The 26641-nt window shown below is 62.8% G+C and carries 17 protein-coding genes; 3 read left to right on the forward strand and 14 right to left on the reverse strand.

Going from position 1 to position 26641, the window contains the following annotated elements; genetic code table 11:
- Window positions 1–667: 667 nt before the first annotated feature.
- The 12 genes from eno to pilM form a co-directional block, all read right to left on the reverse strand.
- Window positions 668–1957 carry a phosphopyruvate hydratase gene (eno, locus tag CLAM6_RS15640; protein ID WP_043332946.1) on the reverse strand — a complete coding sequence of 430 codons (1290 nt, stop codon included), beginning with the start codon at window positions 1955–1957 and terminating at the stop codon, window positions 668–670.
- 102 nt (window positions 1958–2059) lie between these two features.
- Window positions 2060–2911 carry a 3-deoxy-8-phosphooctulonate synthase gene (gene kdsA / locus CLAM6_RS15645; protein WP_153636589.1) on the reverse strand — a complete coding sequence of 284 codons (852 nt, stop codon included), beginning with the start codon at window positions 2909–2911 and terminating at the stop codon, window positions 2060–2062.
- 131 nt (window positions 2912–3042) lie between these two features.
- Complete coding sequence (locus CLAM6_RS15650) at window positions 3043–4683, reverse strand: CTP synthase (RefSeq protein ID WP_043332948.1); 1641 nt, start codon at window positions 4681–4683, stop codon at window positions 3043–3045.
- Between the two features lie 194 nt (window positions 4684–4877).
- A complete protein-coding gene (locus CLAM6_RS15655; protein ID WP_043332950.1) occupies window positions 4878–6293 on the reverse strand; it encodes an FAD-dependent oxidoreductase in 1416 nt (471 codons plus the stop codon).
- 77 nt (window positions 6294–6370) lie between these two features.
- A complete protein-coding gene (gene gltB, locus CLAM6_RS15660; protein ID WP_054556504.1) occupies window positions 6371–10822 on the reverse strand; it encodes a glutamate synthase large subunit in 4452 nt (1483 codons plus the stop codon).
- 507 nt (window positions 10823–11329) lie between these two features.
- Window positions 11330–12436 (reverse strand): 3-dehydroquinate synthase, encoded by a 1107-nt coding sequence (aroB, locus tag CLAM6_RS15665; protein ID WP_054556505.1) that lies wholly within the window; start codon window positions 12434–12436, stop codon window positions 11330–11332.
- A 69-nt stretch (window positions 12437–12505) separates the two neighbouring features.
- Window positions 12506–13048, reverse strand: a complete 543-nt coding sequence (gene aroK / locus CLAM6_RS15670; protein WP_054556506.1) for a shikimate kinase AroK — start codon at window positions 13046–13048, stop codon at window positions 12506–12508.
- Entirely contained in the window at window positions 13048–15105 is a 2058-nt protein-coding gene (locus tag CLAM6_RS15675; protein WP_153636590.1) for a type IV pilus secretin PilQ, read from the reverse strand. Before CLAM6_RS15675 ends, aroK begins: the two co-directional genes overlap by 1 nt.
- A 152-nt stretch (window positions 15106–15257) precedes the next feature.
- Window positions 15258–15809 carry a pilus assembly protein PilP gene (locus tag CLAM6_RS15680; protein WP_107335934.1) on the reverse strand — a complete coding sequence of 184 codons (552 nt, stop codon included), beginning with the start codon at window positions 15807–15809 and terminating at the stop codon, window positions 15258–15260.
- Window positions 15806–16438: a type 4a pilus biogenesis protein PilO gene (locus CLAM6_RS15685; protein ID WP_153636591.1), complete on the reverse strand. Its 633-nt coding sequence runs from the start codon at window positions 16436–16438 to the stop codon at window positions 15806–15808. Before CLAM6_RS15685 ends, CLAM6_RS15680 begins: the two co-directional genes overlap by 4 nt.
- Window positions 16435–17025 carry a PilN domain-containing protein gene (locus tag CLAM6_RS15690; RefSeq protein ID WP_153636592.1) on the reverse strand — a complete coding sequence of 197 codons (591 nt, stop codon included), beginning with the start codon at window positions 17023–17025 and terminating at the stop codon, window positions 16435–16437. The genes CLAM6_RS15685 and CLAM6_RS15690 overlap by 4 nt, the downstream gene beginning before the upstream one ends.
- Complete coding sequence (gene pilM, locus CLAM6_RS15695; protein ID WP_107335932.1) at window positions 17022–18086, reverse strand: type IV pilus assembly protein PilM; 1065 nt, start codon at window positions 18084–18086, stop codon at window positions 17022–17024. Before pilM ends, CLAM6_RS15690 begins: the two co-directional genes overlap by 4 nt.
- Before the next feature lie 248 nt (window positions 18087–18334).
- Between pilM and CLAM6_RS15700 the strand changes: the two genes are divergently transcribed.
- Together CLAM6_RS15700 and CLAM6_RS15705 are read left to right on the forward strand one after the other, a co-directional pair.
- Window positions 18335–20851 (forward strand): penicillin-binding protein 1A, encoded by a 2517-nt coding sequence (locus tag CLAM6_RS15700; protein ID WP_153636593.1) that lies wholly within the window; start codon window positions 18335–18337, stop codon window positions 20849–20851.
- A 224-nt stretch (window positions 20852–21075) separates the two neighbouring features.
- Window positions 21076–21837 carry a DUF481 domain-containing protein gene (locus CLAM6_RS15705; protein ID WP_043332961.1) on the forward strand — a complete coding sequence of 254 codons (762 nt, stop codon included), beginning with the start codon at window positions 21076–21078 and terminating at the stop codon, window positions 21835–21837.
- Between the two features lie 181 nt (window positions 21838–22018).
- On the opposite strand, the gene CLAM6_RS15710 is transcribed toward CLAM6_RS15705, so the two are convergent.
- Window positions 22019–23287, reverse strand: a complete 1269-nt coding sequence (locus tag CLAM6_RS15710) for a malic enzyme-like NAD(P)-binding protein (protein WP_054556560.1) — start codon at window positions 23285–23287, stop codon at window positions 22019–22021.
- Window positions 23288–23867: 580 nt separating this feature from the next.
- Window positions 23868–24080 (reverse strand): 50S ribosomal protein L31, encoded by a 213-nt coding sequence (gene rpmE, locus CLAM6_RS15715; protein WP_054556509.1) that lies wholly within the window; start codon window positions 24078–24080, stop codon window positions 23868–23870.
- Window positions 24081–24320: 240 nt separating this feature from the next.
- On the opposite strand from rpmE, the gene CLAM6_RS15720 reads away from it, so the two are divergent.
- Window positions 24321–26579: a primosomal protein N' gene (locus tag CLAM6_RS15720; RefSeq protein ID WP_242007702.1), complete on the forward strand. Its 2259-nt coding sequence runs from the start codon at window positions 24321–24323 to the stop codon at window positions 26577–26579.
- The last annotated feature ends 62 nt before the right edge of the window (window positions 26580–26641 follow it).

The following is a 26641-nucleotide window of genomic DNA, read 5'->3' on the forward strand; positions in this document are numbered from 1 at the left end:
ATATCAGAGCCTGGGGCTCTTCGACACTCCGTGTCGTTATCGTGCTTCCTGCCTGTGTGGCGCTTCCCATCGCCGACGGATCATCCTGATCCTGACACACTCCGGTGTCATGCCCGCTATCCTTGCTTCCCTAGCATTTCTCGCCTGACTCCTTCAAGCGAAGATATGCAGCTCTCTGCTACCGACGTCCATGTCAGGTCCTTTTCCGCCGAGCGTCCTGCTCAGCGGGGCGAAACGTCCTGTCTCGCCATCAAGTCTTTTCTGATCATCCCGTTGGCATCCTGCCGAGACTGCGGTGTCCCGCCGCACCCTCACGTCCATGCAGCCATTCTGGGCAGCATTCGCCGGCGAGGCAACTAGCCAAACCGCTTAACCCGCTATATCTGAACAGGCCGTCAAAGAAAATATCATCAATAAAATCAAATAGATATTGAAGAACATACGTTCATGTCCGCAGGCGACTCGCAGCCAGTGTCTCGATTGTCCTGCGGGATTTGTAAGAGATGGCTTACACGAAATCAGTGCCTGAAAACGGCCTGTTTCCTGCATCCCCCTCAAACGCACTCAATCATCGCCTGCAATGCACAACGGGGCCGTGCCAGAAGGCACGACCCCGTTGCAAGTTACCTCTGCGATGCTGGGCGCTGAGCCCTCACATCACAGGCGATTACTGACCCTTGATCTCTTTCAGGCCGTTGTAAGCCACGTCACCCAGCTGCTGCTCGATCACCAGCAGACGGTTGTACTTGGCGACACGGTCAGAGCGGCACAGAGAGCCGGTCTTGATCTGGCCAGCACAGGTACCGACGGCGAGGTCGGCGATGGTGGTGTCTTCGGTCTCGCCACTGCGGTGGGAGATGACCGCGGTGAAGCCGGCGGCCTGCGCCATCTTGATCGCATCCAGGGTCTCGGACAGTGAGCCGATCTGGTTGAACTTGATCAGGATGGAGTTGCCGATGCCTTCATCGATACCACGGCTCAGGATGCGCGTATTGGTGACGAACAGATCGTCGCCGACCAGCTGCACCTTGTCGCCCAACTCGTCGGTCAGCATCTTCCAGCCTTCCCAGTCGGACTCATCCATGCCGTCTTCGATGGAGACGATCGGATATTCCGCGGCCAGGCCGGCCAGATAGTCGACGAAACCACGTGCGTCGAAGCTCTTGCCTTCGCCGGACAGGTTGTACTGACCGTCCTTGTAGAACTCGGAAGACGCGCAATCCAGCGCCAGGGTCACATCGGTGCCCAGGGTGTAGCCTGCATCGCTGACGGCCTGCTTGATGACGGCCAGTGCTTCGGAGTTGGACGCCAGGTTCGGTGCAAAGCCACCTTCATCACCCACGGAGGTGCTCAGCTCGCGACCCTGCAGCACCTTCTTCAGCGCGTGGAAGATCTCGGCGCCGGTGCGCAGTGCTTCACGGAAGGTCGGCGCGCCGACCGGCTGGACCATGAACTCCTGGATGTCGACATTGTTGTCGGCATGTTCACCGCCGTTGATGATGTTCATCATCGGCACCGGCATGGAGTACTGGCCTGGCTGGCCGTAAAGCTCAGCGATGTGAGCGTAGAGCTCGATGCCCTTGGCCTGCGCTGCCGCCTTGGCAGCCGCCAGAGAGACGGCAAGAATCGCGTTGGCACCCAGCGATTCCTTGTTCTCGGTACCGTCCAGCGCCAGCATGGCATCGTCCAGCGCGCGCTGGTCGAGTGCATCCATGCCCACGAGGCGCTCGCGGATCGCGCCATTGACGGCTTCGACTGCCTTCAGCACGCCCTTGCCCAGATAACGGCTCTTGTCGCCATCACGCAATTCCAGCGCTTCACGCGAACCGGTGGAGGCACCGGAAGGAGCGCAGGCACTGGCGCGTTGGCCACCCTCCAGCACGACCTCGGCCTGTACGGTCGGGTTACCACGGGAATCGAGCACCTCAAGGGCGCGGATTTCGACGATATTGGCCATCTTGTGTCGTCCTCTACACGGGGGATTGAAACACCACGACGGGCATCTTGCCCATAGTGCAAAAAGGCCGCTCACACAGGGGTGAACGGCCAGTAGTCCTGCTCAACGAATGTCCAGCGGCGCGAAGCCCTTGACCAGTGCATCCAGCGATTGCAGCTGGCGCAGGAAGGGTTCGAGCTGATCCAGCGGCAAGGCGCAGGGGCCGTCACACTTGGCGTTGTCCGGGTCCGGATGCGCTTCGAGGAACAGACCCGCCAGCCCCAATGCGACACCGGAGCGTGCCAGATCGAAGACCTGCTCACGACGCCCGCCAGCGGAATCGGCTCGCCCGCCCGGGCGCTGCAGCGAGTGGGTGACATCGAACAATACCGGCAGGCCGCTATCCTTCATCTCGGCCATGCCGAGCATGTCGACCACCAGGTTGTTGTAACCGAAGCTGGAGCCACGCTCGCACAGCAGAATCCGGTCATTGCCCGCTTCACCGCACTTGGCGACGACATGGCGCATCTCGTGCGGCGCGAGGAACTGCGGCTTCTTGACGTTGATGACGGCGCCGGTGCGCGCCATGGCCACGACCAGGTCCGTCTGCCGCGCCAGGAAGGCCGGCAGCTGGATGACATCGGCCACTTCCGCCACGGCTGCCGCCTGATGCGGCTCATGCACGTCCGTGATGATCGGCACACCGAAGCGCGACTTGATCTCGGCCAGAATCTCGAGCCCCTTCTCCATCCCGGGACCACGGTAGGAGTGCATGGAGCTGCGATTGGCCTTGTCGAAGCTGGCCTTGAAGACGTACGGCATGCCCAGGCGTGTCGTCACTTCGACATACTGCTCGGCGACTTCCAGCGCCAGCTCCCGCGATTCGAGCACGTTCATGCCACCGAAAAGCGTCATCGGACGATCGTTGGCGACTTGCAGACCCGCAAATTCGATCATGCGTTGTTCGTTGCTCATCTCTGCACCGTCCATCAAATCGTTGTCCATCGGCAGTCTGCCTGATGATGCTCTGGCGAACATCAAGACATGCAACCACCGCGGAGAAGACCTACGGGCGCCACCCGAGGTGGCGCCCGCTCAACACCCTATCACTCGCCGCGAGTACGCGCCGCCTTGTGATTGAGCGCGGCATTCACGAAGCCGGTGAACAGCGGATGGCCATCACGCGGCGTGGAGGTGAATTCCGGGTGGAACTGACATGCCACGAACCACGGGTGATCCGGCAGCTCGACCATCTCGACCAGAGAGTTGTCGACGCTGCGACCGGAGAAGATCAGGCCCGCTTCTTCAAGGGCCGGCACGAACTGGTCGTTGACCTCATAGCGGTGACGGTGACGCTCGACGATCTCGTCGCTGCCATAGGCCTGATGCGCCTTGGAGCCGTTGAGCAGGCTGCAGGCCTGGCCGCCGAGGCGCATAGTGCCGCCCAGATCAGACGCCGCGTCGCGGGTCTCGATCTTGCCTTCCGGCGTCAGCCACTCGGTGATCAGACCGACCACCGGGTGCTGGGTGTCATGGGTGAACTCGGTGGAGTTGGCATCGCTCCAGCCTGCCACGTTACGCGCGAACTCGATGACGGCAACCTGCATGCCCAGGCAGATGCCCAGATACGGCACCTTGTTCTCACGCGCGAAGCGCGCAGTGGCGATCTTGCCTTCCACGCCACGCTCGCCGAAGCCGCCCGGTACCAGCACCGCGTCCTTGCCGATCAGACGGTCGGTGCCGTTGCGCTCGATTTCCTCGGAGTCGATGAAGTCGACGTTGACCTTCACACGCCCCTGGATACCGGCGTGGATCAGCGCCTCGTTCAGCGACTTGTAGGCGTCGAGCAGCTCCATGTACTTGCCGACCATCGCGATGTTGATGGTCTTGAGCGGGTTGAGCTTGGCGTCGAGCACCGCGACCCACTCGGACATGTCGGCCTCTTTGGCCTCCAGGCGGAACTTGTCGCAGACGATCTCGTCGAGGCCGGCTTCGTGGAGCATCAACGGAATGCGATAGATGGTGTCGGCATCCTGCAGGGAGACGACGGCACGCTCTTCGACGTTGGTGAACAGCGAGATCTTGCGACGCTCGCTTTCCTCGATCTCGACTTCGCTGCGGCAGATCAGGATATCCGGCTGGATACCGATGGAGCGCAGCTCCTTGACGCTGTGCTGGGTCGGCTTGGTCTTGGTCTCGCCGGCCGTCTTGATGTACGGCACCAGCGTCAGGTGCATGAAGAGTGCACGCTCGCCACCCAGCTGCGCACGCAGCTGACGGATGGACTCCAGGAACGGCAGCGACTCGATGTCACCCACGGTACCGCCGATCTCGACCAGTGCGACGTCATAGCCTTCACCGCCGGCGATCACGCGACGCTTGATCTCGTCGGTGATGTGCGGGATGACCTGCACTGTTCCGCCGAGGTAGTCACCGCGGCGCTCCTTGCGCAGCACGTGCTCGTAGACGCGACCGGTAGTGAAGTTGTTGCCCTGGGTCATGCGCGAGCGGATGAAACGCTCGTAGTGACCGAGGTCGAGGTCGGTTTCCGCGCCATCTTCGGTGACAAAGACTTCGCCGTGCTGGAACGGGCTCATGGTGCCCGGATCGACGTTGATGTACGGATCCAGCTTGAGGATGGTGACCTTGAGGCCACGGGCCTCGAGAATAGCCGCCAGCGAAGCGGATGCGATGCCCTTGCCAAGCGAGGACACAACGCCGCCCGTCACGAAGATAAATCGTGTCATGGAAACCTGCCGAAAACGTGAGCTGTAGGAGAGATCCGGGGGAACGGATCAGGATGGGTCGCCAGTCTAGCGGAAAGGCTGCTCCGGCTCAATTTGAATGCCACCACCTGCCCATCTCGCGTCGCCATCCGATGCACCCGCCATAACGCATCAGACCCGCCGTGGCGGGCCTGATGCGTGACGTCACATGACCCTTACACTTCCAGGAAATCAAGAATCCCTTCAGCGGCACGGCGACCTTCATCGATGGCGGTCACCACCAGATCGGAGCCGCGCACCATGTCACCGCCAGCGAACACCTTGGCATTGGTGGTCTGGAAGGCATGACGCTCGGCGCTGGTCGCGATGCGGCCACGCTCATCGACGGCGATGTCGAAGTCGGCGAACCACGGCGCAGGGCTTGCCTGGAAGCCGAAGGCCACGACCACGGCATCCGCCGGCAGAATCTCTTCGGAACCCGGCACCACTTCCGGACGCTGACGACCATTGGCATCCGGCTCACCCAGGCGGGTGCGCACGACCTTGACGCCTTCGACCTTGCCATCGCCGACCACTGCCACCGGCTGACGGTTGAAGAGGAAATCGACGCCCTCTTCGCGGGCATTGGTCACCTCACGACGTGAGCCCGGCATGTTGGCCTCGTCACGACGGTAGGCACAGGTCACGCTTTCCGCGCCCTGGCGGATGGAGGTGCGGTTGCAGTCCATCGCGGTATCACCGCCGCCGAGCACCACGACCTTCTTGCCTTCCATGGAGACGTAATCCGCCGGGTCCTTCTCGAAGCCCAGGCAGTGATTGACGTTGGCGATCAGGAAGTCGAGCGCCTTGTGCACGCCCGGCAGATCCTCGCCCGGGAAGCCGCCACTCATGGCGTTGTAGGTACCCATACCGAGGAAGACGGCATCGTATTCCTCGAGCAGCGCATCGAAGGTCACATCACGCCCGACCTCGACGTTGAGACGGAACTCCATGCCCATCTCTTCGAAGATCTCGCGGCGGCGCGTCATCACGCCCTTCTCGAGCTTGAACTCCGGGATACCGAAGGTCAGCAGACCGCCGATTTCCGGATGGCGATCATAAATCACCGGACGCACGCCATTGCGCACCAGGATATCGGCGGCACCGAGACCCGCCGGGCCTGCACCGATGATGGCGACGCGCTTGTCGGTCCAGCTGACCTTGGACATGTCGGGGCGCCAGCCCATCGCGAAGGCGGTGTCGGTGATGTACTTCTCCACCGAGCCGATGGTGACGGCACCGAAGCCGTCATTCAGGGTGCAGTCGCCCTCGCAGAGACGGTCCTGCGGGCAGACGCGACCACAGACTTCCGGCAGCGAGTTGGTCTGGTGCGAAAGCTCGGCGGCTTCAAGGATATTGCCCTCGGAGACCAGCTTCAGCCAGTTGGGAATGTAGTTGTGTACCGGGCACTTCCACTCACAGTAGGGGTTGCCACAGCCCAGGCAGCGATGTGCCTGGCTGGCGGCTTCTACCGGCTTGAACTCGGCATAGATCTCGTTGAACTCACGTGCGCGCACGCGAGCATCTTTCTTCTGCGGGTCCTGACGACCCACATCGATGAACTGGAAGTCGTTGGCGAGCTGATTGGCCATGATGAATCCTCCTTCAAAATCCGGGCACCGTCGCGGTGCGGGCCCTCACCCGAGGCATGCTGGGGTGAGGGGTGCGATCACTCCGGCTGACGCCGTGACTGGTCCAGCAGGCCGTTGAGGCTTGCCGCCTTCGGCTTGACCAACCAGAAGTGACGCACGAAGTCAGGGAAATCACGCAGGATGTCGCGCCCGCGCTCGGAGCCGGTCTCGGCCACATATTCCTCGATGACTTCGCGCAGATGGCGACGATAGGCCTCCATGGCTTCGGTATTGATGCGGTGGATTTCCACCAGCTCGTGGTTGTACTTGTCGACGAAGTCGCGATTCTCGTCCAGCACGTAGGCGAAGCCGCCGGTCATGCCCGCACCGAAGTTGACGCCTGTCTCGCCCAGCACGCACACCAGACCGCCGGTCATGTACTCACAGCAGTGATCACCCGCGCCTTCGATCACGGCGTGCGCACCGGAGTTACGCACCCCGAAGCGCTCGCCGGCGGTGCCCGCGGCATACAGCCGCCCGCCGGTCGCGCCGTACAGGCAGGTGTTGCCGATGATGGCAGTCTTGTGGCTCTCGAAGCGCGAACCACGCGGCGGCACGATGGTCAGCTTGCCGCCGTTCATGCCCTTGCCGACATAGTCGTTGGCGTCGCCTTCCAGATGCATCTCGAGTCCGTGCGCGTTCCAGACACCGAAGCTCTGGCCTGCCACACCGGTCAGGCTGACCTTGAGCGGCGAGCCCGCCAATCCGGCCTCGCCATAGCGCTTGGCGATTTCACCCGAGACACGCGCGCCCACCGAGCGATCGCAGTTGGTGACATGGAAGCTGAACTCGCCACCGCTGCGGCTGTCGATCGCAGATTCCATCGCGGCCAGCATCTCGAGGTTCTTGGCACCGGGATCATGCGGCTCGTTGCGGCTGACCTGGCAGAACTGCGGCGCGTCCTTGGGCACGAAGTCATTGCCCAGCAACGGCGTGAGGTCGAGACGACGCTGCGCGTTGGTCTCACCTTCCAGCACTTCGAGCAGATCGGTACGACCGATCAGGTCGGTGATCTGACGCACGCCCAGCAGTGCCATCAGCTCGCGCACTTCCTCGGCGATGAAGCGGAAGTAGTGCTTGACCATCTCGACGGTGCCGCGGAAATGCTCGTCACGCAGCGCCTGGTGCTGGGTCGCGACACCGGTGGCACAGTTGTTCAGGTGACAGATACGCAGGTACTTGCAGCCCAGTGCGACCATCGGCGCGGTACCGAAGCCGAAGCTCTCGGCGCCCAGGATCGCGGCCTTGACCACGTCCAGGCCGGTCTTGAGGCCACCATCCGTCTGCAGACGAATCTTGTGCCGCAGCTGGTTGATGCGCAGCGCCTGATGCACCTCGGGCAGCCCCAGTTCCCACGGGGAACCGGCGTGCTTGATCGAGGTGATCGGGCTGGCCGCGGTGCCACCGTCATAGCCGGAGACGGTAATCAGGTCGGCGTACGCCTTGGCGACACCGGTGGCGATGGTGCCGATCCCCGGCTCGGAGACCAGCTTGACCGAGACCTGCGCCGACGGATTGACCTGCTTGAGATCGAAGATCAGCTGCGCCAGATCCTCGATGGAATAGATATCGTGGTGCGGCGGCGGCGAGATCAGTGTCACCCCCGGCACGGCGTAGCGCAGACGTGCGATCAGGTCGTTGACCTTGCCGCCCGGCAGCTGACCGCCCTCACCGGGCTTGGCGCCCTGTGCGACCTTGATCTGCAGTACCTCGGCATTGACCAGGTACGCCGGCGTGACACCGAAGCGACCGGAGGCGATCTGCTTGATCTTGGAGGAGCGCACGGTGCCGTAACGCGCCGGGTCCTCACCGCCCTCACCGGAGTTGGAGCGCCCACCGGCCTCGTTCATGGCCTGGGCCAGCGCTTCATGTGCCTCGGGAGACAGTGCACCAAGCGACATGCCGGCGCTGTCGAAGCGCGGCAGCAGTGACTCGACGGACTCGACCTCCTCGATCGGCAGCGGCTCGGCGACCGGCTTGAGGGTCAGCAGATCACGAATGGTCGCCACCGGACGCTCGTTGACCAGGCGCGCGAATTCCTTCCACTTGCCGTAGTCACCCTGCTGCACGGCCTGCTGCAGCTTCACCACCACATCCGGGTTGTAGGCGTGGTATTCGCCACCATGCACGTACTTGACCAGTCCGCCCTGCTTGATGCGCTTGCGCGGCAGCCAGGCTTCACGGGCCAGCAGTTCCTGCTGGAACTGCAGCTCGGCAAAGCCGGCGCCTTCGATGCGCGAGGCCATGCCGGTAAAGCACATGTCCATGACTTCACTGTTGAGACCGACCGCCTCGAACAGCTGCGAGCCACGGTAGGAGCCGATGTGCGAGATGCCCATCTTGGACAGGATCTTGTAGAGGCCCTTCTGCATGCCCTTGCGATAGTTCTCGCGGGCATCTGCCGGGTTGCCGGACAGCTCGCCGGTGCGATGCATGTCAGCCATCACCTGATAGGCAAGGTACGGGTAGACCGCCGTGGCGCCCACCCCGAACAGCACTGCCATCTGGTGCGCGTCACGCGCATAGCCGGTCTCGATCACCAGGTTGACGCGCGGGCGCAGGGCCAGCGCACCGAGGTGATGATGGATGGCGCCGGTCGCCAGTGCGGCGTGGATCGGCAGCTGCCCCTTCTTCAAGCCACAGTCGCTGAGTACCAGGATCACCTTGCCATTGCGCGCCGCTTCCTCGGCCTGCTGACAGAGGCCCTTGAGCGCCTGCTTGAGGGAGTCCTGCGCCGGATCGTAGTGCAGCTTGAGCGTCTGCGAGGTGAAGGCCGGATCTTCGTGATTGACCAGCGCATTGAACTTGCGCGGTGACAGCACCGGCGTGGTCAGGATCAGGCGATGCGCGTGCTCCGGCGTCGCGTCGAAGATGTTGAGCTCGGCGCCACAGCAGGTCTCCAGCGACATCACAATCGCTTCGCGCAGCGGATCGATCGGCGGGTTGGTGACCTGGGCAAACTTCTGACGGAAGTAGTCGGTCAGCACGCGGTTCTGGCGCGACAGCACGGCCATCGGCGTGTCATCGCCCATCGAGCCGACCGCCTCCTGACCGCTCTCGGCCAGCGGGCGCAGCAGCTGATCGCGCTCCTCGAAGCTGACCTGGAACATCTTCTGGTAGACGTCCAGCTGATCGGCATCCATCGGCTGGAAACGCGCCAGCTCGGTCAGTGCCGACTCGAGATAGTTGGCGTTCTCACGCAGCCAGCGCTTGTAGGGATGCGCGCCCTTGAGGCGCTCACTGACCTGATCGGTGTGCAGCACTTCACCGGTCTCGGTATCGACACCCAGCACCTGACCCGGCCCGACGCGCCCCTTGGCGACGACATCTTCCGGCTTGTAATCGTAGGTGCCGATCTCGGAGGCCAGGGTGATGAAACCATTGCGCGTGATGACCCAACGCGCCGGACGCAGGCCGTTGCGGTCCAGCATGCACACGGCGTGGCGACCGTCGGTGAGCACGATGCCCGCCGGGCCGTCCCAGGCCTCCATGTGCATGGAGTTGTATTCATAGAAGGCACGCAGATCGGAGTCCATCTGCTCGACGTTCTGCCACGCCGGCGGCACCATCATGCGGATGGCGCGATAGATATCCATGCCACCGGTCAGCAGGACTTCCAGCATGTTGTCCATGCTGGAGGAATCGGAGCCGACAGTGTTGACGATCTCGTCCAGCTCGGCGATCTCGGGCAGCTGCTCGGAGACGAAGTTCTCCTTGCGCGCGTTGGCCCAGCCGCGGTTGGCCTCGATGGTGTTGATCTCGCCATTGTGGGCGAGGAAGCGGAACGGCTGGGCCAGCGGCCAGCGCGGCGCGGTGTTGGTCGAGAAGCGCTGGTGGAAGACACAGATCGCGGTCTCGAGGCGCGGGTCGCCCAGGTCCTTGTAGAAGCGCGGAAGGTCTTCCGGCATCACCAGACCCTTGAAGGAGATGACCTTGCCGGAAAGCGAGCAGACGTAGAAGTCCTCTTCACTCTTCAGCGCCTGCTCGGCATAACGGCGCGCCATGAACAGATCGACATTGAAGGCGATGTCGGTGCGCTCGTCGGCGGCACCGACGAAGACCTGACGGATGCGCGGCAGGCAGTCGCGGGCCATCGGGCCGCACACGCTGTCATCCACCGGCATGTCGCGCCAGCCCAGCACCTCGAGATTGCGCGCGCTCAGCGCCGACTCGAAGGCGTCACGCGCGGACTGTTCACGCGCGTCATCATCGGGCAGGAAAAGCGTGCCGACGGCATAGCGAGCGCCCAGTTCCAGCCCGAGGGTTTCTCGAGCGATCTGGCGCATGAAGCCGTCCGGCATCTTGAGCAGCAGGCCACAGCCATCGCCGGTCTTGCCGTCAGCGGCAATCCCGCCACGGTGGGTCATGCAGGTCAGGGATTCAATGGCGGTCTGCAGCAATTCGTGGCTCGCCTGCCCTTCCATATGGGCGATCAGACCGAAGCCGCAGTTGTCGCGGAACTCTCCCGGATGGTGGAGACCTTTGTTCATGGGGCGTGCCTCACGGAGAAATCATGTGTCCAGATGCTTTTTTTCAAGCATTTTCCCGGTTATAGTTATCGGTTATCTTTATTTTTATACCTGCCGATAGTGGCGCCATCAGTGTCGCTACACGACGCCAGATTTCCCTCGAGCATATCCCCCAGCTTCCCGCCTGCGCAATTCTCCACAGGTCGCCCATCGACCAAAAAAACCTGACAAAACCGAAGGTTAGAAGAACCTTCAACCAAAAAACCCTGTAGGCTCAAGCGCTTAGCGGGTAGACATGCCCCATGAATTTCGCCTTGCAACTTTAGTATTGGTTAAATAAAAAACAGCGTTTTTATTCGATTTACCCCATACCGATTACGCATACGGCATACCAATTCAGGAATCACGCTCCACCAATGACTCCGTCACGGCGCGCTGACACCCGCCAAAAGAAAAGCCGCCACCCAGAGGGTGACGGCTTGCGTGGTCGTGCAGCGCCCATGAACCAGCCGTTGGCTGGCCGGGATGTCAGCGAGAGCTGCGCGGCCAGTGCTCCAGCATGTCGGCCAGCACACCGGCTGGCGCCTCTTCGGTAATCACCGCTCGGCCGATACGCTCAAGCAGGATCAGGCGCAGACGGCCATCGACATTCTTCTTGTCCAGCTGCATGTGCTTGAGGAAGTCCTCGACGCCCATGTCTTCCGGAGCCGCCAGCGGCAAGCCTGCCTTGGCGATGATGTGCGAGACACGCTCCACATCCGCACTCGACAGCCAGCCCATGCGCGCCGAAAGCTCAGCCGCCATCAGCATGCCGGTGCCGACGGCTTCGCCGTGCAGCCAGACGCCATAGCCCTGGTCCGTCTCGATGGCATGCCCGAAGGTGTGCCCCAGATTGAGCAGCGCACGCACGCCCTGCTCGGTCTCGTCCTGCGCCACGACATCCGCCTTGATGGCACAGCTGCGGCGAATGGCTTCACCGAGCAGGGTCTCATCCAGCGCCATCAAGGCCGTCATGTTGTCTTCCAGCCAGCTCAGGAAGCTTTCATCCCACAGCAGACCATACTTGATGACCTCGGCCATGCCCGCTGACAGCTCACGCTGTGGCAATGTCTTGAGACTTGCGGTATCGATCAGCACCAGACGCGGCTGCCAGAAGGCGCCCAGCATGTTCTTGCCACGCGGATGGTTGACGCCGGTCTTGCCGCCCACCGAGGAATCCACCTGCGACAGCAGCGTGGTCGGCACCTGAATGAAGGCCGCGCCCCGCTGATAGCAGGCCGCCGCGAAGCCGGTCATGTCACCGATCACGCCACCACCGAGGGCGATCAAGGTGCAGCGGCGATTGAAGCCGGCCTCGAGCAGGGCATCCCAGATCAGGCCGATGCTGGCCATGTGCTTGGTCTGCTCACCGTCGTCGAGAATGACCTCGCGGATATCGAGCCCCTCGCCCAACGAGGCCTTCAGTGCGTCCAGATACAGCGGTGCCACCACGGTGTTGGTGACGATCATCACCTGACGCCCCGCAAGGTGCTCACGAATCAGATCACCACGTGCGGTCAGGCCCGGCCCGATATGAATGGGGTAACTACGCTCGCCGAGCGCGACATCAAGACGATGAGCAGGTGCCAGGGACATCAGAATTCTCCTTGGGCGAAACAGATGACAGCGACTGATGCCCGCCAGGGCCACCAGGCGCTGATGAGACTAGCCAGGGGCGTGCAACGGGTCCGCCAGCGCCTTGATGCGGCGACGGATCTCGTTGGTGACCGCCCGAGGACTGCGCCGATCGGTACGCACGATGATATCGGCCGTCTCGCGGTAGAGCGGGTCACGCAACTCGAACAGGCGCTTGAGCACCCGCCCGGGGTCATCCTGCTGCAACAGCGGACGATTGCGATCACGGCCGGCTCGCTTGAGCTGCTGTTCGACAGGCGCGTAGAGATACACGACAGTGCCGCGTTCGCGCAGTACGCGCCGATTGGCCTCCGCCATGATGGCGCCGCCACCGGTGGCCATCACGACTTCCCTGAGCGAGGTCAGCTCATCGATGACAGCCTGCTCACGCTCACGAAAGCCGGACTCGCCCTCGACGTCGAAAATCCACGGAATGCTGGCTCCGCAGCGGTCTTCAATCACATGGTCGCTATCGCAAAATTCACGATGCAAGTCGGCCGCCAGCAGGCGGCCGATAGTGCTCTTGCCGGCCCCCATGGGGCCGACAAGGAATACGTTGGGAATCACATGCATCAGCGCACCGCCAGGCCGTCCTCGATGATCTTCGGGGTAATGAATACCAGCAATTCTACCTTCTCGTTGGACTCTTCGGTATAGCGGAACAGATTCCCGATCACCGGCAGGTCCCCGAGGAAGGGCGTCTTGAAGACGCTGCGAATCTGCTCGGAGGTCAGAATGCCACCCAGCACCACGGTTTCGCCATCATTGACCAGCACCTGCGTCTCGATTTCATTGGTATCGATGGCCGGTTCGCCATTGAAGCTGTCATCGGAGACATCGTCATTGTTGATCAACAGATCCATGATGATGCGGTTGTCAGGCGTGATCTGCGGCGTCACTTCCAGCGCCAGCACCGCTTCCTTGAACTCGATGTTGGTCGCACCGCTGGAGGTCGCCTCCTCGTAGGGAATTTCCTGCCCCTGCTTGATGACGGCCTTCTTCTGGTTGGCGGTGATGATCTTGGGCTGGGAGATGGTCTGGCTCTTGCCTTCGCTTTCCAGCGCCGAGAGCTCCAGGTCCAGCAGGATATCGCCGGACAGGTAACCGAAACTGAAGGTGCTTCCCGGACTGCTGTCATCACCCAGATCTACGCTCAGACCACCGTTGCTGGTCGTACCGGTCGACGCGCCTTCCAGGCCGAACTTGCCGTTGCTGCTGTTGGAAAGCCCCCAGTTGACACCGATCTCGCTGGAGACGCTGCTGCGCGCGATGACGATGCGCGCCTCGATCTGCACCTGACGCACCGGGATATCGAGATATTCCAGCGTGCCGCGAATGGACTCGAGCGTATCGCGGGTATCCTGGATCAGCATGGTGTTGGTGCGCTCATCGACCATCACGCGTCCCCGCTCGGACAGCAGACCGATACCGCCTTCACCGCGCAGCAACGCCGCCAGGTCCGCCGCCTTGGCATAACGCACCTGGATGTATTCGGTGGTCATCGGCGCCAGCTCCTTGACCTGCTGGTTCGCCTCGAGCTCCTTGCGCTCCAGTGCCGCCAGCTCTTCGGCCGGCGCGACCATCAGCACGTTGCCCATGCGACGACTGGCCAGACCGTTGGACTTGAGCACCAGATCCAGCGCCTGATCCCAGGGCACTTCCTTCAGGTTCAGGGTCACGTTGCCGGTGACGTTGTCACTGGCGACCAGATTGAGCCCCGTGAAGTCAGCGATGATCTGCAGCACGGAGCGCACTTCGATGTTCTGGAAGTTGAGCGAGATCTTCTTGCCGGTGTAGGGGAACTTGTCCTTGATGCGCTCCGCCTGCTCTTCGCGCGTCAGCGGCTTGACCTCGAGCACCAGCTCGTTGCCTGCCTGGGTGGCCAGCTGGGTGTAGTAGCCACTGGCATCCACCACCATGCGCACGCCATCACGGGTACGCTGCGGATCGATACGCGTCACCGGCGTGGCGAAATCGCCGACATCCAGCACCTGATTCATCTCCGGCGGCAGCTTCACGCCCTTGATGTCGACGTAGATCTTGCGCCCGCGCTCGGTGACGCGCGACTCGACGTTGGAGCGGTTGAAGTTGATCACGACGCGACCTTCACCGTCCGTGCCACGACGGAAATCGATGCCACTGACGGCCGGCTCGCTGGCCACTTCCAGGGCACGATTGTCCGGCGGCACGTTGGCGGCGTTCGCCTGGGAGGCAGCCGCAGGCTGAGCGCCCGGCGCACCGCCCTGCTCGCCGATGATGACGTAGAGGCTGTTGCCCTCGGTGCGCGTGACGTACGGCTTGGACTGGTTGAGCTTCATGACCAGACGCGTGCGCGAGCCGGCCTCCAGCGCCACCAGTTCGTCCACGCCGCTGAGCCCCAGATCGAAGCGACGCTTGTCGAGCTGGCTGCTGGTATCCAGGAGGTCGATGGTGATGCGCGGCGGCGTCTCGATACGGTAACCCTTGACCTCCGGCACTCCGCCGACGAAGTCGAGCTTGAGCTCCATACGGTCGCCCCCGAGGGCGGTGAAGTTGAGGTCCTGCAGCGACGATGCAGCCATCGCCACATTCGCCATCAGGCTACCGACTGCCGCCAGCCCCAGCAGACTCATTCGTTGCAATCGCGTCATGTTCCCTAGTCCCCTGTCTCGCCGTGGCTCCGTTCAACCGTCGGGCTGATCGCGCCTTATTCTTATCGAAGCGTTATGGTGTCGGTCGCCAACTCTTGCGGGTCGACCGTTCGTCTTCCGTGACAATATGGCTACTGCCAACGCCAGTGATCTCAACCACCTTGCGACACGGGCTCTTTCAGCGCCATGGCGCGAGACCGCTCTATCCAACCGCCCTGACCATTGGGCACGATTTCCACCATATCGATCTGCGTATCACCGATACGGGTGATCCTGCCGAAGTTGCTGCCCATATGGTTGCCGACCCGCACACGCTGGACTTCCTGCTCCGGCGTCAGAATCAACGCCGAACGCGCGCCATCGACATCCAGCGTCCCGACCATGCTGAGCTGCTCCATCGGCCAGGCTTCCAGGGGTTCACGAGGGCGATCGAGGTCCGGTCGCACACCGTTGTCGACGGCCGTCAACTCCTCTTCGGGCTCCGGCAGGCGTGACTGGAAAGGACTACGCGCATCCGCCATGTCATAGGTGACGGGATGATACTCGGGTTGCGGCGGCAACTCCTGCACCTTGCCGGAAGGACGCCCCCTCAAGGACTCGAGCTCCCCTTCCAGCGCGCCCAGCTGCGGATCCCCACAACCCGCCAGCAGAGTGACCAGCAACGCACTTCCCATCACGGTGTTTCGACGTGTCATCAGGCTCATTGCTTGCCTCCTGACGTTGCCGGGGTCTGGCGATAATTGTAGGTCTTGGCCAGTAGCGACAGCTCGAGATCATCGCTGTTGGCGACCGGCGTCAGCACGAAATCATGCAGCGTCACGATGCGTGAAAGCCCCGCGACCCCGGAGATGAAGGCTGCGATACGATGATAGTCGCCGCGCACCTTGATATCGAAAGGCTGCTCGACGTAGAAGTTGCGATTCTCCGCCGGCTTCAGACGAATGTATTCGACCGCCAGCTGGTTGTTGATCGCCGTCTCGCTGATGTCATCCAGCAGCGCCGGGACTTCCGCGTCGGTGGGCAGCATTTCCAGCAGCTGCCCCATGCGGGACTCCAGCTCCACCATCTGCTCGCGCATGGCCGGCAGGTTGGCGGCCTTGAACGCCTTGCTCTCGAATTGCTGAAGCAGCTGATTTTCCTGGGCACGCAGACGCTCGAGGTCTTCTGCCTTGGGCGCCGCAAGGAACCAATGGGACGCCCAGAACAGGGCGCCCAGCACGATAAGCGCCAGCACGGCCTGCAGCGTGACCGGCCAGATACCGGCTTCCTTCAGGTCAAGATCACGAAAATCCGTCGACTTGAGGCGGCGGATTTCAGCATCGATGAAACTCATCGCCGACCTCCTTTCTTGTCATTTTCCGCATCGGCAGCGCTCAGCGCCGACCCCATCGGGCGCTCCGGAATCATGATGTTGAAGCTGCGCTGATCGTCGTCATTGCTCTGCACATCGGAGAGCGTCGGGGTGCCGAAGGAATCCGACAAGGCAATGGCGCGCATCAGGCCGGAGACCTGACGCGTGCTTTCCGCCGTGCCATTCGCCTTGAGCTGGCGCCCGCTGCGACTGATGCTCTGATACCAGGCGCCGTCCACCAGAGACGTCACCAGCTGATTGAAGACCCGTACCGTTTCCGGACGCGAGAACTGCAGACTGCGGATCAGCTCTATCTGGTCGAGCATCTGGGTGCGGCGTGCCTCGATATCCTCGACTTCCTTGATGTCACGATTGAGGCGGGCCATTTCCTTCTCGATGAAGGCATGGCGCTGCTGCTGCGCCTCGAGCTGGCTCTGGTAATACTCGCTCATGCCATAGCCGCCACCGATACCGATGACAGCCGCCAGCGCCAGTATGCCCATGAAGCGCTTGCTGCGCTTCTCACGCCGGTCTTCACGCCAGGAAAGCAGGTTGATCTCGATGGTCATGAGCGCTTCCTCATCGCAAGACCGCAGGCCGTGAGCATCGCCGGGGCATCGCCCGCCAGCGCCTGGATGTCGACGCGCGGATTGACGCTCATGTGAGTGAAGGGGTTGGCCATGATCACTTCAAGCCCGGTGTGCTCCGCCAGGCCTTCACGCAGCCCGACGATGGCGGCCGTACCGCCCCCGAGCAGGATACGCTGCACCTCGCGGCGCTTGCCGGCGGTGTAATAGAGCTGCAGTGAGCGTGCGATCTGCTGGATGAGCGTCTCGCGGAACGGACCCAGCACTTCGCTGTCATAGGTATCCGGCAGACCGCCACGCTTCTTGGCCAGGCCCGCCTCATCATTGGAGAGATCGAAGCGATTCATGATCTCGTCCGTCAGCTGACGCCCACCGAAGACGGCGTCGCGACTGTAGACGATGCGGCCATTCTGGATGACGTGGAAGGCGGTCATCGTCGCACCGATATCGACGACGGCAACACACTCTTCGTTGTCGTAGGTCGGCGGCAACTGATGACGCAGCTCGCCGAAGGCGCGCTCGAGGGAGAAAGTCTCGACATCGACGGCAGCTGGCTCGAGGCCGGCCTGGGACAGTGCCGAGGTCAGCTGATCGACGTCCAGGCTGCGACACGCCACCAGCAGCAGATCCTGCTGATCGGGATTGCGCGGATTGACGCCCAGATGCTGGAAGTCGAACGCGACATCGTTCAGCGGAAAGGGAAAGTGCTTCTCGGACTCGAGCGCGATGCGCTGCTCGATCTCGTCATCGGCGAGATTGGCCGGGAAGCTCAGTGTCTTGGTGATGGCAGCGCTCGCGGGAACCGCGACCACGGCACGCTTCGAGCGCGGCTGTGCCTGCTCGACCGCGCGCTTGATGGCCAGCACGACTTCGTCCATGTCCCGTATACGTCGCTCGACGACTGCGCCTTCCTTGAGTGGACGCACCGCATAGCTATCGATCTGGTATCGATTTCCTTGCCTGGACAGCTCCAGGAGCTTCACCGTGGCCGACGTGATATCGACCCCGATGAGTCCCTTGCCGGCGGATTTGAGTCCCAGCAATTGGCGTTCCCCTGCTCTGATGACGATCTTGCCAGACTGGCTGGCCGCCGGTTCCCTGACGACGTTGCCGCGACACCCTCTATCATTCCAGGATGTTACATTATGTTTCCCAGAATAACACAACAGACGCGCAAGTCAGGGTTCAACGCTGGCCGCATCTGAACCCGCTACTTATAATGCCCCAGCAATGGAATTGCCAATCCCCGCGCAGCCACTCGCTTTTCTTACCCACGGACCCTGTCTTGCCCATGAAGCTATTGAGACGACTACTTTCGCCAGTGTTCTGGCTGCTGCTATCACTATGTGCCGCGGGACTTCTGGCCATCGTTGGCGCTTCGCTGTACTTCTCGCCGGGCCTGCCCGACGTCCATCAGCTTCAGGATACCAAGCTGCAGACGCCGCTGCGCATCTATACCCGCGATGGCAAGCTGATCGGCGAATACGGTGACCAGCGCCGCATCCCGGTCACCTACGACGAGATCCCCGAGACCTTCGTCGACGCCCTCCTCGCCGCCGAGGACAGCAACTTCTTCTCCCACCCGGGCATCGACCCCAAGGGGCTGGCGCGCGCGGCCGTGCAGCTGGCCTCCAGCGGCAGCATCCAGTCCGGTGGCAGCACCATCACCATGCAGGTGGCGCGCAACTATCTGCTGACGCTGGACCAGACCTTCACGCGCAAGATTCGCGAGATTCTGCTGTCGCTGCAGATGGAAGAGATCCTCTCCAAGCAGGAGATCATGGAGCTCTACGTCAACAAGATCTTCCTAGGCCATCGCGCCTACGGGATCGCCGCCGCTGCGCGCACCTACTACGACAAGTCCCTGGATGAGCTGACCCTGGCCGAGCAGGCCATGCTGGCCGGCCTGCCCAAGGCGCCGTCAAGCTTCAACCCGCTGACCAACCCGCAGCGCGCACTGATCCGTCGCAACTGGATCCTGCTGCGCATGAAGGAGCTGGGTTACATCGAGCCGCAGGCCTATGACGAAGCCGTCAAGGCACCGATCACCGCGGCACGCCACTACTCCCGGCCGGAAGTGCAGGCACCCTACGTCGCGGAAATGGCACGCAGCTTCGCCGTCGACCGCTTCGGCGACAAGGCCTACACCGACAACGTCCGCATCACCACGACGCTGGACAGCTCGCTGCAGCCAATGGCACGTGATGCGCTGATCAAGGGGCTGATCGCCTACGATACCCGCCACGGTTGGCGCGGGGTCGAGGAATCCGACATCGCCGCCTCCCTGGCGGAAGCCCAGGACCAGACCGATCAGGCCGGCCTCGAGGAAGAACTCTCCAAGTCACCGGAAGTGCTGGAAACCGCCAAGCAGGCGGCCCAGAAGAGCGAGAAGCGCATCGCCGGCATCGACCGTGATGTCTCGAACTGGCTGAAAGTGCTCGACCGCACCCCGGATTACGGCCCACTGAAGGCCGCCATCGTGGTCGAAAGCACCGGCAAGCAGATGAAGGCACTGCTGGCCGACGCCACGGTCGTGACCCTCGATTGGGACGGCCTGAAGTGGGCGCGTGAGTACAAGAGCGCCAAATGGCGTGGTGGCGTGCCGGGGTCGGCCGCCGAGATCGCCAAGGCCGGTGATCTGGTACGCGTGATCAAGCAGGACGACGGCTACCGCCTGGGCCAGCTGCCGGACGCGCAATCCGCCATCGTCTCGCTGGACCCGGAAAGTGGCGCCATCCTCGCCCTGCAAGGTGGCTTCAGCTATTCCGCCAGCAAGTTCAACCGCGCCATCCAGGCACGCCGTCAGGCAGGCTCGATCTTCAAGCCGTTCGTCTATCTGTCCGGGCTCGAACAGGCCGGCATGTCACCGGCGACCATCATCAACAACGCCCCCGTCGTGCTTCAGGATGGCGGCAAGGTGTGGCGTCCGGAAAATGCCGGCGGCAAGTTCACCGGCCCGACCCGTATCCGCGTTGGCCTGTATCGCTCGCTGAACCTGGTCTCCGTGCGTCTGCTGCAGACGGTCGGCCTCGACAAGACCCTCGACTTCCTGGTCAAGCTGGGCTTCCAGCGTGACGAGCTGCCCAATGGCCTGTCACTGGCCCTGGGCAGCGCCTCGCTGACCCCGCTGGAGATGGCACGCGGCTATGCCGTGCTCTCCAATGGCGGCTTCCGTGTCGAGCCCTGGTACATCGATACCATCACGCGTGGCGATGACGAGACCGACTATGAAGCGCATCCGCCGGTTGCCTGCGCCAACTGTGCGCCGGGTATGGTCACCGTCAATCGTGACGGTCGCCAGTACCCGCTGGCCGAGCGTGTCGCCTCCCCTGAAGCCATGTATCTGATCCGTGACATGATGCAGGATGTCATCAAGCGCGGTACTGGCCGTGGCGCCCTGGCGCTGGGTCGTGATGACCTGGCCGGCAAGACCGGCACCACCAACGACCAGCGTGATGCCTGGTTCTCCGGCTTCAACAGCAAGCTGGTGGCCACGGTCTGGGTCGGCAAGGACTCCAACGACACCCTGGCCGAGTATGGCGCCCAGGCCGCCCTGCCCATCTGGGTCGACTACATGCGCGGCGCCCTCAAGGGCATGCCGTCCTCCACCATGGAGCGTCCGGAAAACATCGTGACGGCGACCATCGACCCGGACTCTGGCAAGCGCCTGCGCAGCGGTCAGTCCGGCGGCATCAGTGAGCTGTTCCGCAAGGATAATCTGCCGCCCTACAAGGAACGCACCATCCGCAAGGAGCTGGAGCAGGAAAGCGGCTCGGAAGGTACCGGAACTTTCGAGGCCATCTTCTGATCTGATCTCCAGACCTCGCCTGCCAGCCTCATCGGCAGGGGGAGAGCCCAAGGAAGAGCGGCCGCTGGTCGCTCTTCTGCCATCTGAGCATTCGCAAGGCTCCCCCGTATCGCGATCCACTGGTAGCGTCCGGATGACGCGCCAGGCCGCCTCGCTCAGCAAGCGTCATCTCGCAAGCCACATTCCCGATGATGATGTCATGCCTCAAACATGCCGGAGTTCGCATGCTTCACCCATTGCCCACACTGCGCAGGACCGCGTTTCTGTGCCTGGCCCTGCTTCCCCTCGACACGGCTGTCGCAGACGACCTCTTCTATGCACCGCCACCCGCCAGCGAGGACTCTGAGCCCTTCAGCGGCCAGGCCGAGCTGGGCTTCACCAAGCTGTCGGGCAACTCGAACAGCGAGACCCTGCTGGGCAAGACCAGCCTCTCCTGGCACCTGAAGCCCTGGACCCACACCTTCCGTGTGGAGGCCAAACATGTCTCCAGCAGTGGCGAGACCACGACCGACAAGTACCTGGTCGGCCAGCGCGAGCGCTATGACCTCAGCGATGATCACTACGCCTTCGGGCTGCTGCGCTGGGAGAAGGAGCGCTTCTCCGGCTACAACCACCAGGTCACCTCCATCGTCGGTGAGGGCATCACGATACTGGATGGCCCCGAGCACAACCTCTCCCTCGAGGCCGGGCCGGGCTATCGCTTCGATGACATCACGGCGGGGGATCACGAGAACTACCTGCTGGGCTATGGCGCGATGGACTACCGCTGGCAGCTTTCCGACACCTCCAAGTTCGAGCAGCAGTTCTCGGCGGAGGCCACGCGCGAGAACGTGATCAGTCGCAGCTATACCGCGCTGACGGTCGCCATCAATGCAAGCCTCGCTCTCAAGCTCTCGCACGAGATCGAGAACAACACCAACCCGCCCGACGAGTCGGATGCCAAGACCGACACCACCACGGCGGCCTCCATCCTCTACAGCTTCTGAGCACAGGCCTGACGCCTGCCTGCCCAGGCGCTACTCGCTGGTGGCTCGTGGCTCGCGGTTCATGGCTCTAGGCTGAAAGCAGCCACCAACAAAAAGCCCTCGCCGGAATCTCCGACGAGGGCTTTTTCATGTCTTGCGTCGCTTCAGCGACGCCGCCAACCGGCCATTCGACCGCTGACGCTTAACCGTAGACCTGATCCGTGCTGGTCAGCGGGTAGTGCGCCGGGTACGGCTTGCGTGCGACACCGGAATCGATGGCCGCCTGGGCCACGGCGGCCGGCAGACGCTCGAGCAGACGCGAATCCATCGGCGTCGGGATGATGTAACCCGGGCCGAATTCGAGGCTGTCGATCTCGTAGGCATCCAGCACATCCTGGCTGACCGGCTCACGCGCCAGGTCTTTCAGGGCGTGAACGGCGGCCAGCTTCATCTCTTCATTGATGCGCGTCGCACGCACATCCAGCGCGCCACGGAAGATGAACGGGAAGCCCAGCACGTTGTTGACCTGGTTCGGGTAGTCGGAGCGACCTGTCGCCATGATGACATCCGGGCGTGCTTCGCGAGCGGTATCCGGATGAATTTCCGGATCCGGGTTGGAGCAGGCGAAGACGATCGGGTTGGCGGCCATCTTCTTGAGCTGCTCTGCCTTGAGCAGGTTCGGGCCGGACAGACCGACGAAGACGTCGGCGCCATCGATGGCGTCGTCCAGCGTGCGCAGCTCGGTCTCGGTGGCGAACATCGCCTTGTACTGGTTCAGGTCATCACGGCCGCTGTGGATCACGCCCTTGCGGTCGAGCATGAAGATGTTCTCGACCTTGGCACCACTGGCCACCAGCAGCTTCATGCAGGCGATGGCGGCAGCGCCGGCGCCCAGGCAGACGATACGCGCGTCTTCCAGCTTCTTGCCGGCGATATCCAGGGCGTTGAGCATGCCGGCCGCGGTGACGATGGCGGTACCGTGCTGGTCGTCATGGAAGACCGGGATGTTGCACTGCTCGATCAGCGCCTGCTCGACTTCAAAGCATTCCGGCGCCTTGATGTCTTCCAGGTTGATGCCACCGTAGGTGGTGTGGATGCGGCGCACGGTGTCGATGAAGGCCTGCGGGCTTTCCGCATCCACTTCGACATCGACGGAGTTGATGCCAGCGAAGCGCTTGAACAGCACGCCCTTGCCTTCCATGACCGGCTTGGAAGCCAGCGGCCCCAGGTTGCCCAGGCCAAGGATGGCAGTCCCGTCAGAGATGACCGCGACCAGGTTGCCCTTGCCGGTGTACAGGTAGGCATTTTCCGGGTCGGCGGCGATTTCGCGGCACGGTTCGGCAACGCCCGGGCTGTAGGCCAGCGCCAGGTGCTTGGCGGTCTCGGTCGGCTTGGTCAGCTCGATGGAGAGCTTCCCGGGAATCGGTTCGGCGTGATATTGCAGTGCTGCTTTCTTCATGGCATCAGACATGCGTGTCATCCGGTATTTTGGCGGGGGGTTGGCTGCTCCAGAATATAGAAAAAGACACCTCTGAACAACCGACGCAACTTGCTGTTATGCATGACTTTAAAACGTTCGTTTAAAAAATATTTTAGCCATTCGTCTAACGTTATGGATGCCCTACCCAGCCATAAACCTTTCCTTATCGCTGACCGGCTTTCACGCCGATTTCGGCCCGAGATGACGCCACGATTCGCGCAAGATCCTCGATTTTCGACCGTTCACTGACGCAACCCGCCATTCCGGCGCACTTGATGCAGAGGCAGAGCAGAAAAAGTGCCAAATCGGAAACAATCTTTCCTTTCAGCAAGCGCAGCGCAGGGGCGACATCTTCGCAAGGGCATCACGGCAGACCATCACGGCAGACCATCACGGCAGACCATCACGACCAGATCATCACGACAAGGGCATACCGGGCCGGCTGTCGTGATCGCGCTCTCTTCAGAGTGGCCTGAATGACAGGCACAAAAAAACCCGCTCGTGAGCGGGTTTTTCGTCCATGACGCTGCAAGATGCGCAGCGCCATGAAAGCGACAAGCAGCTGAAGGTATCAGCGCTTGATGGCAGCACCGAAACGCTTGTTGAAGCGCTCGACGCGACCACCGGTGGTAGCCTGCTTCTGCTTGCCGGTGTAGAACGGGTGGCACTCGGAGCACACGTCAAGCGCGAAAGTCTGCTTGGAAGTGGTACCGATTTCGTGCTGCGCGCCGCAGGAGCAAGTTGCGGTCTGGCGCTGGTAGTCCGGATGGATACCCTGTTTCATGATGTGTAACCTCAGGTCGCTGTGCACCGCCACCTGATCACTTGCCAGGCACCGTACACGGGTTTTGGATTGAACCGGTCATTCCGCCGTTTCCGACGGAAGGCCGCGCATTTTACCAGTCATCTGCCGCAAGACCAAACTTTGTGCCGTTTATTGCGGGCAACACTCTGTAGACTGCGTGCCACGGCATATCCCCGTTTTACTGAACGCCTCATATCACCTCATATCCGGATACCTTGCGTGCCTGACACTACCGACAAGACTGCGACTCACCTGCCGGGACGTGTGCTGGGCATCGCGATTCCCGGCCCGCTGCGCGATCTGTTCGACTACCTGCCATCCCGCCAGCCGCCTCGTCACGGCTGGCAGGTGGGCCTGCGCGTGCGCGTCGAATTCGGGCGTCGCCAGCTGGTCGGGGTGATCGCCGAGCTGCGCAGCGACTCAAGCTTCCCCATCGACAAGCTCAAGCCTGTCAGCGAAGTCATCGATGACGAACCGCTGCCGGCCGACTGGTTGTGGATATGTCAGTTTACCGCGCGCTATTACCAGCACTCGCTCGGCGACACCTTCGCCCAGGCGATGCCCTCGCTGCTGCGTCAGGGGCGCGCCCTCGAGGCGCGTACCCGTGAGCGCTGGACGCTGACCGACAAGGGCCGCGCCACCGAGCCGGCAAGCCTGGGGCGAGCCACCCGCCAGATCGCGTTGCTGGAGCTGCTTGCTCAGCATCGTCATGGCCTGGTGCACAGCGCCATCACCGCCCAGGGCTTCACCCGCCAGCAGCTGGAGACCCTGCGCGGCCGCGGCTATATCGAATCGCGTGAGGAGCCGGTGACCGGCGCCACGCCGGAGCAGGCCAACAAGGGCGTGCTCGCCGAACCCGGCCTGGCCCTCAATGATGAGCAGGGTCGCGCCCTCTCGCGTCTGCATGAAGGCCTGAGCCGCTTCTCGCCCACGCTGCTGGAGGGCGTGACCGGTTCCGGCAAGACCGAGGTCTACCTGCAATTGATCGAGGCGGTGCTGGACCGCGGCGGCCAGGCACTGGTGCTGGTGCCCGAGATCGGCCTGACCCCCCAGACGCTGGAGCGCTTCCGCAGACGCTTCCGCGTGCCGCAGGTGATGCTGCACTCCGGCGTCAGCGATGGTGAACGCCTCGATGGCTTCGAAGCCGCCCGCAGCGGCCGTGCGCGCATCGTGATCGGCACCCGCTCCGCCATCTTCACGCCGATGGCCAGACTCGGGGTGATCATCGTCGACGAGGAGCACGATGGCTCCTTCAAGCAACAGGACGGCCTGCGCTATCACGCCCGCGATCTGGCGCTGGTGCGCGGCAAGCAGGAAGGCATACCCGTGGTGCTCGGCAGCGCCACGCCGTCTCTGGAAAGCCTGCGCCATGCTCGCGAGGGCCGCTTCACGCATCTGCACCTGCATCAGCGCGCCGGACGCAGCCAGCCGGCGCGACTGCATCCCGTCGACCTGCGCGGCCGCATGACGCTGGGCGGCCTCTCGACCCAGAGTCTGGAGGCGATCGAGAAGCGCCTCGCCCAGGGCGATCAGGTGCTGGTGTTCATCAATCGGCGCGGCTTCGCGCCGACCCTGACCTGCCATGCCTGCGGCTGGATCGCCGAATGCGACAACTGCGATGCCCGCATGACCCTGCATCGCCATCCGCCCCAGCTGACCTGCCACCACTGCGAGCGCACCCGCCCACTGCCGGATGCCTGCCCGGCCTGTGGCAGCGGGGATGTACGCCCGCAGGGCGCGGGCACCGAGCGCACCGAAGAGCTGCTCGGCGAGAAATTCCCCGACGTGCCGGTGCTGCGCATCGACCGCGACAGCACCCAGCGCAAGGACGCCATGAGCGAGGCACTGGCGGTGATCCGGCGTGGTGAGCCCTGCCTGCTGGTCGGCACCCAGATGCTGGCCAAGGGCCACCACTTTCCCCACGTCACCCTGGTGGTGGTGGTCAATGCCGACAGCGGCCTCTATGCCGCCGACTTCCGCGCACTTGAGCAGTCCGCGCAGCTGCTGGTGCAGGTCGCGGGGCGTGCCGGACGCGCCGAGCGCCCCGGTGAGGTGTTGATCCAGACCCGCCACCCGGAAGACCCCAACCTGCTGACGCTGATTCAGGCCGGCTACCCGCAGCTGGCGGGGGAATTGCTCGAGGAGCGCCGCATTGCCCAGCTGCCGCCGTTCAGCCATCTGGCGCTGCTGCGCGCCGAGGCCACCGACCAGCAGCAGGTCGAGCAGTGGCTATTGAAGGTCGGTGGCGCCCTGCGCCAGCACGTCGAGGCTGCCAATCTCAAGGTGGATTGCCTCGGCCCGGTTCCCGCGCCGATGGAGCGCCGCCAGAATCGCTATCACGCCCAATTGCTGTTGCGCTGTGCGAAACGCGGCCCATTGCATGAAGCAGCGGCCTGGCTGGTGACGCTCTGCGAGCAGGACCGCGACGCGCGCCGCCTGCGCTGGTCGCTGGATGTCGATCCCATCGGCATGGCCTGAGCGATACGCAAGCGGCGTGGCAGCCCTTCACGCCGCTTGCGATGAACTGACCACTATCCCTG

The sequence above is a fragment of the Cobetia sp. AM6 genome (genome assembly GCF_009617955.1).
Classification (GTDB): Bacteria; Pseudomonadota; Gammaproteobacteria; order Pseudomonadales; family Halomonadaceae; genus Cobetia; species Cobetia amphilecti.

What these genes read in the sequence shown, in the direction of transcription:
- gltB (WP_054556504.1), bottom strand. Translation starts at nt 10,822, where the DNA reads ATGAACAAAGGTCTCCACCATCCGGGAGAGTTCCGCGACAACTGCGGC.
- aroK (WP_054556506.1), bottom strand. Translation starts at nt 13,048, where the DNA reads ATGCATGTGATTCCCAACGTATTCCTTGTCGGCCCCATGGGGGCCGGC.
- kdsA (WP_153636589.1), bottom strand. Translation starts at nt 2,911, where the DNA reads ATGAGCAACGAACAACGCATGATCGAATTTGCGGGTCTGCAAGTCGCC.
- CLAM6_RS15655 (WP_043332950.1), bottom strand. Translation starts at nt 6,293, where the DNA reads ATGGCCAATCAGCTCGCCAACGACTTCCAGTTCATCGATGTGGGTCGT.
- CLAM6_RS15710 (WP_054556560.1), bottom strand. Translation starts at nt 23,287, where the DNA reads ATGTCTGATGCCATGAAGAAAGCAGCACTGCAATATCACGCCGAACCG.
- CLAM6_RS15705 (WP_043332961.1), top strand. Translation starts at nt 21,076, where the DNA reads ATGCTTCACCCATTGCCCACACTGCGCAGGACCGCGTTTCTGTGCCTG.
- CLAM6_RS15690 (WP_153636592.1), bottom strand. Translation starts at nt 17,025, where the DNA reads ATGACCATCGAGATCAACCTGCTTTCCTGGCGTGAAGACCGGCGTGAG.
- eno (WP_043332946.1), bottom strand. Translation starts at nt 1,957, where the DNA reads ATGGCCAATATCGTCGAAATCCGCGCCCTTGAGGTGCTCGATTCCCGT.
- CLAM6_RS15685 (WP_153636591.1), bottom strand. Translation starts at nt 16,438, where the DNA reads ATGAGTTTCATCGATGCTGAAATCCGCCGCCTCAAGTCGACGGATTTT.
- CLAM6_RS15700 (WP_153636593.1), top strand. Translation starts at nt 18,335, where the DNA reads ATGAAGCTATTGAGACGACTACTTTCGCCAGTGTTCTGGCTGCTGCTA.
- CLAM6_RS15650 (WP_043332948.1), bottom strand. Translation starts at nt 4,683, where the DNA reads ATGACACGATTTATCTTCGTGACGGGCGGCGTTGTGTCCTCGCTTGGC.
- CLAM6_RS15680 (WP_107335934.1), bottom strand. Translation starts at nt 15,809, where the DNA reads ATGAGCCTGATGACACGTCGAAACACCGTGATGGGAAGTGCGTTGCTG.
- aroB (WP_054556505.1), bottom strand. Translation starts at nt 12,436, where the DNA reads ATGTCCCTGGCACCTGCTCATCGTCTTGATGTCGCGCTCGGCGAGCGT.
- CLAM6_RS15675 (WP_153636590.1), bottom strand. Translation starts at nt 15,105, where the DNA reads ATGACGCGATTGCAACGAATGAGTCTGCTGGGGCTGGCGGCAGTCGGT.
- rpmE (WP_054556509.1), bottom strand. Translation starts at nt 24,080, where the DNA reads ATGAAACAGGGTATCCATCCGGACTACCAGCGCCAGACCGCAACTTGC.